The sequence below is a fragment of the Agrobacterium tumefaciens genome, from assembly GCF_017726655.1.
In the GTDB taxonomy this organism is placed as follows: domain Bacteria; phylum Pseudomonadota; class Alphaproteobacteria; order Rhizobiales; family Rhizobiaceae; genus Agrobacterium; species Agrobacterium tumefaciens_B.
Map to the genome: position 1 here is coordinate 343,831 of NZ_CP072308.1, position 10,788 is coordinate 354,618.

11 protein-coding genes, 2 tRNA genes and 1 pseudogene are annotated in these 10,788 nt (G+C 59.3%); 8 read left to right on the plus strand and 6 right to left on the minus strand.

Features of this window, described 5'->3' with window-relative positions; all coding sequences use genetic code 11:
* Positions 1 to 138: 138 nt before the first annotated feature.
* Positions 139 to 215 (plus strand) — tRNA-Pro (locus tag AT6N2_RS01830).
* 50 nt (positions 216 to 265) lie between these two features.
* On the opposite strand, the gene AT6N2_RS01835 is transcribed toward AT6N2_RS01830, so the two are convergent.
* Positions 266 to 1,408 (minus strand): ceramide glucosyltransferase, encoded by a 1,143-nt coding sequence (locus AT6N2_RS01835; RefSeq protein ID WP_209088017.1) that lies wholly within the window; start codon positions 1,406 to 1,408, stop codon positions 266 to 268.
* A gap of 182 nt (positions 1,409 to 1,590) precedes the next feature.
* Positions 1,591 to 1,860: a DUF982 domain-containing protein gene (locus AT6N2_RS01840; protein ID WP_063948765.1), complete on the minus strand. Its 270-nt coding sequence runs from the start codon at positions 1,858 to 1,860 to the stop codon at positions 1,591 to 1,593.
* Between the two features lie 213 nt (positions 1,861 to 2,073).
* Between AT6N2_RS01840 and AT6N2_RS01845 the strand changes: the two genes are divergently transcribed.
* Positions 2,074 to 2,322, plus strand: a complete 249-nt coding sequence (locus tag AT6N2_RS01845) for a BON domain-containing protein (protein ID WP_063948767.1) — start codon at positions 2,074 to 2,076, stop codon at positions 2,320 to 2,322.
* Between the two features lie 60 nt (positions 2,323 to 2,382).
* Here AT6N2_RS01845 and AT6N2_RS01850 read toward each other — a convergent pair whose 3' ends face one another.
* Entirely contained in the window at positions 2,383 to 2,865 is a 483-nt protein-coding gene (locus AT6N2_RS01850) for a DUF192 domain-containing protein (RefSeq protein WP_209088019.1), read from the minus strand.
* Positions 2,865 to 3,443 (minus strand): cold-shock protein, encoded by a 579-nt coding sequence (locus AT6N2_RS01855; RefSeq protein WP_063948771.1) that lies wholly within the window; start codon positions 3,441 to 3,443, stop codon positions 2,865 to 2,867. Before AT6N2_RS01855 ends, AT6N2_RS01850 begins: the two co-directional genes overlap by 1 nt.
* 191 nt (positions 3,444 to 3,634) lie before the next feature.
* On the opposite strand from AT6N2_RS01855, the pseudogene AT6N2_RS01860 reads away from it, so the two are divergent.
* The 3 genes and pseudogenes from AT6N2_RS01860 (at position 3,635) to AT6N2_RS01870 (ending at position 6,341) form a co-directional block, all read left to right on the plus strand.
* A pseudogene (locus AT6N2_RS01860) lies at positions 3,635 to 4,074 on the plus strand (VOC family protein).
* Positions 4,075 to 4,231: 157 nt separating this feature from the next.
* A complete protein-coding gene (locus tag AT6N2_RS01865; protein WP_209088021.1) occupies positions 4,232 to 5,470 on the plus strand; it encodes a YcbK family protein in 1,239 nt (412 codons plus the stop codon).
* 127 nt (positions 5,471 to 5,597) lie between these two features.
* Positions 5,598 to 6,341 carry a glycosyltransferase family 25 protein gene (locus AT6N2_RS01870; protein ID WP_209088024.1) on the plus strand — a complete coding sequence of 248 codons (744 nt, stop codon included), beginning with the start codon at positions 5,598 to 5,600 and terminating at the stop codon, positions 6,339 to 6,341.
* Between the two features lie 165 nt (positions 6,342 to 6,506).
* Here the strand turns inward: AT6N2_RS01870 and AT6N2_RS01875 are convergent.
* A tRNA-Lys gene (locus AT6N2_RS01875) sits at positions 6,507 to 6,582 on the minus strand.
* 280 nt (positions 6,583 to 6,862) lie between these two features.
* Between AT6N2_RS01875 and AT6N2_RS01880 the strand changes: the two genes are divergently transcribed.
* Positions 6,863 to 7,609 carry a cytochrome c biogenesis CcdA family protein gene (locus tag AT6N2_RS01880; RefSeq protein WP_063949098.1) on the plus strand — a complete coding sequence of 249 codons (747 nt, stop codon included), beginning with the start codon at positions 6,863 to 6,865 and terminating at the stop codon, positions 7,607 to 7,609.
* A 34-nt stretch (positions 7,610 to 7,643) separates the two neighbouring features.
* Positions 7,644 to 8,582 carry an AEC family transporter gene (locus AT6N2_RS01885; protein WP_063949099.1) on the plus strand — a complete coding sequence of 313 codons (939 nt, stop codon included), beginning with the start codon at positions 7,644 to 7,646 and terminating at the stop codon, positions 8,580 to 8,582.
* On the opposite strand, the gene AT6N2_RS01890 is transcribed toward AT6N2_RS01885, so the two are convergent.
* Positions 8,566 to 9,774, minus strand: coding sequence for a UbiH/UbiF family hydroxylase (locus AT6N2_RS01890; protein WP_063948777.1), 1,209 nt, complete (start codon positions 9,772 to 9,774; stop codon positions 8,566 to 8,568). The two genes, AT6N2_RS01885 and AT6N2_RS01890, sit on opposite strands and share 17 nt — an antisense overlap.
* Positions 9,775 to 9,985: 211 nt before the next feature.
* Here AT6N2_RS01890 and pcsA point away from each other — a divergent pair, with 211 nt between their 5' ends.
* Positions 9,986 to 10,711, plus strand: a complete 726-nt coding sequence (gene pcsA / locus AT6N2_RS01895; RefSeq protein ID WP_063948780.1) for a phosphatidylcholine synthase — start codon at positions 9,986 to 9,988, stop codon at positions 10,709 to 10,711.
* The last annotated feature ends 77 nt before the right edge of the window (positions 10,712 to 10,788 follow it).

The window sequence follows — 10,788 nt, forward strand, 5'->3', positions numbered from 1 at the left end:
ACGATTATCCCCTTGGAGCCGGATCGCGCGGGCTCGCTTACCCGTTCACTTTCGACCGAGGGCATCTTGTCCCAATAAAGATGAAATTCCCTGTTGCGGACTGCGGGTGAACCGTGTATTCCCCAGCCATCGCCTCGGCGGAGTGTAGCGCAGTCTGGTAGCGCATCTGGTTTGGGACCAGAGGGTCGGGAGTTCGAATCTCTCCACTCCGACCATTTTAAAGCTGAATATCAGCTTTCCGGCGTAAGCCTTCCCAACATAATGATTATTCGGCGTGCGGTCCTGCAAGCGTGCTTTCCGCCGTGCCTATCGTCATGACGTTGCCGCGCCACGCGACGGCGGTACCGATCCAGCTTCTCGCCCAGACGACGGGCATGAGCATGTCCCGCGCAATCATGGCGGGGAGCGTGTGGAACGAGATAGGCCAGCGGTTGAGGGCGGCAAGCGCGAGTTCCGGTACATACATCAGCGCGAGAACCGCAAAGGCGGTTGCGACGAGGCTCATCTCCATCATGGCGGCGGCTGCCACGGCGAAGAGAAGCGGGGGCAACGAACCGGTGAGGATTTCGGGGGCGAAGTAGTGGGGAAAAGTCACGCGGCGCAGCCGCGCCCAGCGCGCCTGGCGGGACCAGATTTCGCCCGCGTGGCGGCGGCCAAGTGGCTGTTCGAACGGCGCGGAAACCAGATGCACCTTAAGACCGGCGCTTCGCACGAGCTTCGTCGACGCTGCATCCTCGGCAATTTCCGCCGCCAGTGCGCGAATTCCGCCATGGTCTTCGAGGAACGGTTTGTTCCACAACATCGACTTGCCCTGTGCGAAGCCAATTCCGATTGCTTCCGCCGCATATTGCCAGCGACCCTGGGAACCGTTGAGGAAGGCGCATTCGACATGCGCCCAAAAGCCGATCGGGCGTGATCCGAGCGGCGGCGAGCAGACGAGCCCGCTAGCCGGTTGCCAGGCTGACATCATGGTTTTGATATAGGATGTCGGCATCAGCACGTTGGAATCGGCGAGAATGACCCAGTCATGTCGCGCTGCCCGCCAGCCCTTGACGCAATTGTTCAGTTTTGGATTGGCGCTGATGCGATCATCACCCGTCAGCAATTGCGTTGGGATCATCGGATGGGCCGCTTCAGCCCTGCGAACTTCCTCGATGACCGGATCGTCTTGGTCGGCCACGCAGAACAGGAGTTCATAATCTGGCCAGTCCAACTCGAAGGCGCGTGCAAGCGTGAGCGGCGTGAAGGTTTCCACCCCTCGCAGCGGGACCACGACCGAGACAGGCGGACGTTGCCTGACAAGGTCATTATCCGCCTCTCGCCGCATCAGCCGCCAGCCAGCGAGAACGATTCCGAGAAGATTGAAGCCGATGAGCAGCGTTGCGCAAAGAGCGAAGACGGTTTCCATGCGGGCCAGTTCCACTTCCGATGTTGGGGCGGTCCAGCCGCCGATTCCATGGAATTCGTCTCTGCCGATTATAACGTTTGCGTGACAGTTACATGTCATCATGACGGGGCGGGCCATCGGGTTCCGCGCAAAAGAAAAGCCCTCCGTATCGAAGGGCCCAGTCTTTATGATGGTTGTCAGTTTCAGTGCACGTTCAGGATATGCGCATGGCTGCTCGCAACGAGAAATGATTCTCTCGCCTTTTCGATATCGCAACGTCCGGCGATGGCATCGAGGCAGTTCCTGCGCGCCTCCTCATATTCAGGCCCGTGTTCTTCGGGCCAGCGGTACATCAGCATGTCGAGCGCCACCAATGGGCTATAGATTTCCACCGCCGCCGAAAGCGGAAGATGGATCGCCACAGGCTTCATCCACGAGGCGTGGTGACATGGCTCCGTTTTATGAATCAGCATGCCATTCTCCTCCCTGTTCTGCCTGCTCTGCAGGCCTTCCCAACTCCCATGCGCGTAATGCCGGCCTCACGGAATTGTTCCCGATCACCTAAAATGTGATCGGCAGGGGGGTTCCATTTTTTCAAGATGAATGGAAGATGAACGAATAGATGAACCGGAGATGAACAAAACTGGCGCTCAAGCGTTGGTATGTCCATAAGAAGGAGAACGCACATGTTCAATATGTCAGGCATTCAGGAAAGCTTCTTCGGCGACCGCATGGCAGGCGTATGCCAGGCGATCACCTCGGCACTGGCCTTCGAATCAGGTCTTGAAAAGTCGCGTATTTCCGCAAGCGTCGAGAACGACACGATTTATCTCGAAGGCACGGCTGACTCCGTTGAGGCGATCGATATCGCCATCAACCTTGCCGCTTCCATTTCGAATTGCCGGATTTTGAGCCATATCGAGCCGGTTTACTGATTATTGCGAGAGCCGGGCGACATTTCGTCCGGCGCATTCAAACGCAATAACGCGGCAGCATCACTTCCGGTTGCCAATTTGCGCGCTACGAACCATATCGCCCGGCTTGATGCCATAGCGTTGCGCGGCGCCGCCATTCAACTCCAGCACAAATTTGACCGGTCCACGGGAACTGATGATCGCTTCGGAATGCGGAACCGCATTTTCGTGGATATGGGTGATTCGGCCATCGCTGCCGATGAACAGCATGTCGAGTGGGATCAGCGTATTGCGCATCCACATGGCGACGGCGCGTGGTTCATCGAAATCGAACAACATGCCGTGGTCAGGCGGCATTGACTTGCGGAACATCAGCCCCTGTTCCCGCTGGGCATCGTTCAATGCCAGTTCGGCGGTGAAATCGTATGTTTTTCCTTCCGCTGTCTCAATCGCCAGCGGCTCGGAGGTGAAGGTCACGCGTTCCTGCGCCTGTGCGGCGCTGGCAAATGCGAAAAAAAGAAGCGCCGCGACGGCGCTCTTCAGCAATTGTGGCAGGGCGGACATTAGTGCGACATCCCCATCGAAACCGGGTTGTCGGGGTGTATTTCCGCCGCCATGAGGCCCTTGTCGCCGTCGCCATACCGCACCAGCACGACCTGGCCGGGGCGGAGCTCCGTCAGGCCAAAACGGCGCAGCGTTTCCATATGCACGAAGATATCTTCCGTGCCTTCGCCGCGCGTCAGGAAGCCGAAACCCTTGGTGCGGTTGAACCACTTGACGATGGCGCGTTCCAGCCCGCTGGACGGCGTCACCTGGACATGGGTGCGCACCGGCGGCAGCTGCGAGGGGTGAACGGCGGTCGACTGGTCCATGGAGAGAATGCGGAACGCCTGAAAGCCGCGGTCGCGCCGCTGGATGAGGGCGACAATGCGCGTGCCTTCAAGGATTGTCTGGTAACCGTCGCGACGCAGGCAGGAGACGTGCAGGAGCACATCCTGTGTGCCATTATCGGGCACGATGAAGCCAAAACCCTTGGCGACATCGAACCACTTTACAACACCGGTGATTTCGGTCAGGTCCACGGCATCGCCCGAAAGGTCCTCGACATCGACTATCGTTTTCGATGACATCCTATCAGCCATATCCTGCCAACCCCTCGATTACGCGCCACACACCGGTCAACTGATTCCCAGGCGCCAGATTAACATCTTGGTAACGGTTTCACGCAAGCCCTAGTTTTTGATTTACGCAGCTGCTTTTATGTCGCCGTCCTTGTCCGGGGCTTGCCATCAGGCGTTTATCGGTTCCGGACCTTGTAATGGAGAGAGCTAAAATGCGGTATCTGCACACGATGGTTCGCGTCAAAGACCTTGGCGAATCACTGAAATTCTATGTCGACCTGCTTGGCATGACGGAAATACGCCGGATCGAGAACGAAAAGGGCAAGTTTACGCTGGTGTTTCTTGCCGCGCGTGATGACATTGCTGCGGCGAAGGAGAACAAGGCTCCCTGCCTCGAGCTCACTTATAATTGGGATACCGAAGACTATACGGGCGGTCGCAACTTCGGCCATCTGGCCTATGAAGTCGACAATATCTACGACTTCTGCGCGCACCTGCAGGAGAACGGCGTCGTCATCAACCGCCCCCGCGGGACGGCCACATGGCCTTCGTGCGCTCACCGGACGGCATTTCATTCGAAATTTTGCAGAAAGGCGAAAGCCTCGCACCAGCCGAGCCGTGGATATCTATGCAGAACACCGGTTCCTGGTAGGGATTATCCGGTGAGGTAGCGGCGTTTTCGGGTGCTCTTGCCTTGTCCCGAAAGGATGAGGCATAGTCCTCGAATCAAAAACGGCCTGTTCCGTTTTGGAAAAGCAGACGATTCCGTTCCCGTGCTGCTGTTGTAAATGCAAGATACGGAGGCACCCATGAAATCTGTCGAAAGCGCGAAAGGACGCGTTGTCTGTCAGCGTTTTCTCGCCGCTGTTTCGCTGCTTGGGCTTTCCGGATGCGTTTCGGCAGTGACCGACGACGAGATGGCGGCCGCCGCCAAAAAGCCCGAAATTGCCGCGCCGCAAAAGCCCCAGGCGCCAGCGTCTGCCGCCGCCACCCAGCCCGGCCATTATGTGGATCCCGCCGTGGCGTCCGCTGCCGGTGCGGCGGCAGCACCTGTCCATCCCCAGGCTCCTGGCACCCCGGCTCAGGCCTATGGCGCCGCCGCTGATATCGGCGGCCTGGCGACCCAGCCAACGGCGATTTCTGCTGGAACGACAAGCATCTATTCCAGTGCCGCACCCGCCGTTGTAACAGGCGCACCTGGAGCCGCTTCAAACAGGATTGTCCCCGCAGTCAGCAGCGTTTATTCCGCGCCCGTGCCAGCGGCGCAACCGCAACCGGTCTCAGCACCGGTCGTGCCCCCGGCGGCTCAGCTGCCAGCGGAACAGCACACGGAAAATCGCCAGCCGGTTCCGGTTGCCGTGCCGGTCCCGCAGCCGGCCTCCGGGCAGGTGGCAGCGGTTGCCGGGCAACCGGCTTCGGATGCGGCAGGTGAGGCGCCGGAAAGTGATGGCAAGGGCGTGACGCTGGCGGCATTTTTCGCAGGGGCTGCCAAGAAGCGCCTGCCCAAGATGATCGAGAGCGGGTCGGCTGATACTACGCAGGTGGCGGCCTTGCCGGCAGGGCAGGGGGGAACAATGGGCATTGCGCTTTACGGTCGCTCGGTGATGTCCGATGAGTTTGATGATGCGCATCTCGATGAAGAAGACGACCAGCCGACCGGCCTGATGAAGCTTGCCTCTCTTTCAGGCCTCACGCGTGTCTCCCCGAACGGGTTGTTTCTCCAGACCGATCACGTCGAGGTCGGCTGTTTCAAGCCGGAACTGGTGCGCATGATCAAGGATGTCGAGCGGCACTATAATAGCCCGGCGATCGTCACCTCGGGTTATCGCCCGCCGAAAGGCATCAGGCAGGGCTCCAAACATTATACGTGTGATGCCGCGGACATTCAGATCAAGGGTGTTTCCAAGTGGGAGCTTGCCACCTATCTGCGGTCCCTGCCGGATCGCGGTGGGGTGGGCACCTATTGCCACACGGAGTCCGTTCATATGGATACGGGCGAGCCAAGAGACTGGAACTGGCGCTGCCGCCGCACCGCCGCGCGTCGCTGATTCCCAACTGATCAGATTGTAAGCCAACGCACGGGCGTGTTAGCCCGCGAGCGCCGCAACCGTGGACGCCAGGCTTTCTTTGCTGTAGGACGCGGCCATCCGATTTTCCGCTTATGGTGCCCGCGAAATGCAGCCGATCTCCACCTTTCCTGTCTATATTATTTCAATTGCCCGTGCGCGGGCGCGGCTGGAGAAAATGCTGGAGGGGGCCTCTGGCCTCGATCTTGATCTGCGGCCGGTCGACGGTGTCGATGGTAAAACCATTGCCCCTGAGAATTGGCGCGATTTCGACCGAAGCGGTTTTGAATTGCGCAATGGCCGCCATGCGCTGCCGGGCGAATATGGTTGTTATGCCAGCCACATCAAGGCGCTGGAACTCTTCCTGTCGACCGATGCGCCCGTCGCCGTCGTCGTCGAAGATGACGTCGCTTTCACGCCTGATTTTTCGGAGCGGGTAAAGGCGATCGTTGCGATCATGCCGGACGATGCGATCGTGAAACTGACAAACCACCGCCGCAAAGGTTTCAAGGGCCGCGGAACCAGCGCGCTTGGCGACAGTTTCGGCCGCTGCATTTACGGCCCGCAAGGGTCTTCCGCATGCTACATCATCTCGCGCCGCGCCGCGCAACGCTTCCTAAACGCCGCGCGCGTCATGACGCTGCCTTTCGACCGCGCTCTGGAATGCGGCTGGGGTTACGGCACAAAGGTCTACGTGACAGACAAGGATTTCCTGCCCTTCGGCGACCCGAATACGCTGGTCGCGACACGAGCGGAATATAAGAAGAGCAAATTCGCGCGCATAAAGCGCGTGCCAGCCTACCTTTCCAGCTTCTACGACAATATAGCGCGCTACATCTACGCTTATCGCTGACCTGCACAGCTTGAGCTAGATCAACGTCGGGCTCGGCGCGTGGGCGGCGGGAGCCGGCCACGTGGTTTCAATCCACCCAATATCAAGCTTTTGACGCATTGCGGCTGACGGACAGGCGCGGAGCGCTTAAGTCTTTCATGAGGAAACGGAAAAGATATTTTGAGGTGGTGAGAGCGCAGGGATTCGAACCCTGGACCTACTGATTAAAAGTCAGTTGCTCTACCGGCTGAGCTACGCTCTCCCGCGGCGGGCTTGGTTGCCCTTCGGAAGTGCGCGGAACATAGGTAGAGCGATCCGTTCGGTCAACCCAAAAAAAGCGGTTTCAACACTCAATACGGTTTTTTTTGTCGCACCCCCAAAAAGGTGATTGGAGAGAGGCGGCGGCTGGGGCTAAAACCGGCCTCAGGCATGTCGGGCCGATGGGTGAAATCCTTTTGCAGCAATGACATGCACGAAATGAATGTGTAAAGCGGCGGCGAATCGAAGGAATCGCATCGGCTTTGCGGGATGCGGAGTTTTTCTTGTCGATCGCCGATATTTCCCTTTTCAGCGCCCTTCTGGCTGGTGCGCTTTCGTTCCTGTCGCCCTGCGTCCTGCCGCTGGTGCCGCCGTACCTCTGTTATATGGCCGGCGTTTCGGTGGAGCAGTTCAGGGCGGAAGATGCGGCGCCGCGGCCGGAGATTCGCCGGGCGGTGTTGCTTTCGGCCTTTTTCTTCACGCTGGGTTTTGCGACCGTGTTTGTGGCGCTTGGGGCAGGCGCCTCGACGATCGGCACCTTGCTGCGCCAGAATCTCGACATTCTCGCCAAGATCGGCGGTTTCATCATCATCCTGATGGGCCTGAACTTCCTCGGTGTTTTCCGCATCGGCCTCTTTGCCCGCGAAGCGCGGTTTCAAAGTGGGGGCAAGCCGGCGACAGTGTCAGGCGCTTATGTGATGGGGCTTGCCTTCGCCTTCGGCTGGACACCCTGCATAGGTCCAGTACTGGGGGCGATCCTGGGTGTCGCCGCCGCGCGTGATACCGTGGGCGACGGCGCGATGCTGCTTGCAGTCTATTCGCTTGGCCTTGCGGTGCCGTTCTGGATCGCGGCGGCGTTTTCCGGGTCCTTCATGCGTTTCCTTGTCCGCTTCCGCCGCCATCTCGGCTTGGTTGAAAAGCTGCTGGGCGTGTTACTGGTGCTCACCGGCCTCGCTTTCATGTCCGGTTTCATCACCAATGTGGCGATCTGGTTCCAGGAGACCTTTCCGATCCTGATGAAAATCGGCTAAGCCTCCGCTGACATATTAGGCGAGGGGAATGATCGTGGCCGATATCGTGGGATTGCTGTTGCCATTTTTCGGCCTGATCTTCATCGGTTACGTGGCGGCGCGTATCACGAAGCAGCCGGTCGAGGCGATGGGCTGGCTGAATACCTTCATCATCTACGCGGCGCTGCCGGCCCTGTTTTTCAAGCTCGTCTCCAAGACGCCGGTGGAAGAGCTGGGGCGGATGGATTTTGTCGCGGCAAGCCTTGCCTGCACCTACGGCGTTTTCCTCTTGGTGTTTCTGATCAGCCGCTTCGTGCGGAAAAACAGTCTTTCCGAAACCACGATCCAGAGCTTTGCGGCGAGCTACGGCAACATCGGTTATATGGGGCCGGGCATCGCGCTTCTGGCGCTAGGGGAAAAAGCGGCGGTGCCGGTGGCACTGATCGTCTGTCTTGAAAATGCTGCCCACTTCATCGTGGCGCCAGCGATGATGGCGGTTGCGGGTGGCGACAAGCGCTCGGCGGCAAGGCTTGCCCTGGATGTCGCGCGCAAGGTCATCACCCATCCCTTCATCGTGTCTGTCGTCGCCGGTTTTCTGGCCGCTTCGTTCTCCTGGCAGCCACCGGAGGCAGTGCAGCGGCTGGTGGATTATCTGGCGCAGTCGGCCGCCCCGTGTGCGCTCTTCGCCATGGGGGTGACGCTGGCACTGCGGCCGATGAAACGGGTTCCGGTGGAAATCAGCTATATCGTGCCGGCCAAGCTGATCCTGCATCCGCTTGCGGCTTATCTCGTTCTCTCGTCGCTCGGGCGATTCGAGCCGGTGTGGATTTATTCCGCAGTGCTGCTGGCCGCGCTGCCGACAGCGACGAATGTCTTCGTCATCGGTCAGCAATATCACGTCTGGCAGGAGAGGGCGTCGGCCACGATCCTGATCTCGACGGTGCTTTCAGTCTTCACGCTGACGGGCGTGGTTTATTTCATCCAGCCTTTTTGAAGCTGCCGAACAGGAGCGAGGGCAGGGCCTTCAGTCCGCGACCGGGCTCGATGCCCTCGCGCATGACGATGCTCCTGAGTGTGCCGATGCCGGAGAGGACATGCAGGCCCGCCGCCCGAGCCATCTGCACCGGCAGAAAATCCGATAGCAGGGATCGGTTGAGAAGATCGACGCTCAGCGTGCGGCTATAGACGTCCGCGCGCCGCCTGCGGTCGAAACTGCTGCCGGCGTCTGCGGCAATCAGGCGGTCGGAGACGGCGCCCAGCAGTTCGGTCAGGGCAATAATGTCGCGAAGGCTGAGGTTCAGCCCCTGCGCGCCGATAGGCGGGAAGCCGTGCGCAGCCTCGCCGATCAGGGCGACACGACCCTTGCCGAAGCGATGCGCGGTCATGGAGGAGAGCGGCCATGCCTGCACGCTGTCATCGACGGTCACGGTGCCGAGCATCGACTGCATGCGTTCTTCAACCTTAAGGCTCAGCGCATCGAGCGGTAAGGCGGTCAGTTCTTTCGCCTGCTCCGGCGTGACGACCCAGACGAGGCTGGAGCGATCTCCCGGCAGCGGGACCTGTGTGAAAGGCCCGGTCGGCGTGTGGAATTCCGTCGAGACATTGCCGTGCGGGCGGGTGTGGCTGAGGTTCAGAACCACGGCAGTCTGCGGATAGGTCCACGACTTGACGCCGATGCCTGCCGCTTCCCGCACCATCGATTTCCTGCCATCGGCCCCTATCAGAAAATCGGCCGAAACGACCTCATTGTCCCCAAGCGTTACGGAGACGCGGTCATTGCCGATATCAATCGTCTCCGCTGTCGTTTCCAGCCGCGTGATATTGTTCTCCTGTTCAACCGCTTCGCTGAGAACGCCGAGCAGCGCTTCATTGGGAATGTTCCAGCCGAAAGCATCAAGGCCGATTTCGGACGAGCGGAACTGGACCGTCGGCGCACGCAGCAGCCGGTCCGTGCCGTCAATGATCTGCATGGTGGAAAGGCGAGCCGCCGAAGGGGCGATGCGCTGCCACAGGCCGAGACGATCCATGAATCGGATGGACTGATCCATCAGCGCCGTGGTGCGCTGGTCCCTGCGGCCGCTGGAGGGAGCGATGAGAACCACATGCCGGCCGGCGCGCGCCAAAGCGATGGCCGCTATCTGGCCCGCAAGGCCCGCACCGGTAATAGCAATATCAAAGTGTCTCATGGTCCTGATCCATTGTTATTTCCGCACCAACATAGTGCCTTTGCCGGGGCAAATCCACATGGGTACGGGAACATGCCATCAAGACGATTCGTTGATGGCCGGGCTATATTAGTCTTAGGATAAGCGAAATCAGCCGGTTGCAAAGCGTGGTGAATGGCCGCATACCGGAAGGAACAGGGCGGATGAAAAAAACGGGGCGCAGACGCTGACCATGAAAATTTTCAACTACAAGCGTGTTCCCTATGCGGAAATCCGCGCCTTTTCCGTTCATATTCTGACGGCATCCGGCTCATTTCTGGCCTTCCTCGGCGTCGTCGCGGCTTCCGAACACCGCTTCGTGGACATGTTCTGGTGGCTGGGGCTGGCGCTGCTCGTTGATGGCATCGACGGACCCATCGCACGCAAGGTGCGGGTCAAGGAAGTACTGCCAAACTGGTCCGGCGATACGCTGGACAATATCATCGACTATGTCACCTATGTGCTCCTGCCCGCCTTTGCGCTTTACCAGAGTGGCATGATCGGCGAACCCTGGTCGTTTGTGGCGGCCGGCATGATCGTGGTATCGAGCGCCATCTATTATGCCGATATGGGCATGAAGACCGATGAGTATTTCTTCTCGGGCTTTCCCGTCGTATGGAACATGGTGATCTTTACCCTGTTCGTGATGGATGCCAGCGCGACCACCGCGATGACTGTCGTGACAGTCTCCGTGTTCCTGACATTCCTGCCGATCAACTTCCTGCACCCGGTGCGGGTGAAGCGGCTGCGGCCGCTTAATCTGTTGGTCGTCGCCATCTGGTGCGCGCTTGGCGGGTATGCCCTGCTCATGCACTTCCAGACGCCCACCTGGGCGGTCATCGGTTTTGTGGCGAGCGGCATCTACCTCTATTGCATTGGCGGAATCCTGCAGTTTTTCCCGTCGCTCGGGGCAGAATGATGAAAAGATAAAGCTGTTTATTGTTTGCGCAAATTGCATTTAAGCACCGTCTTTTTCAGTTGTGCGCAGCAGCAAAA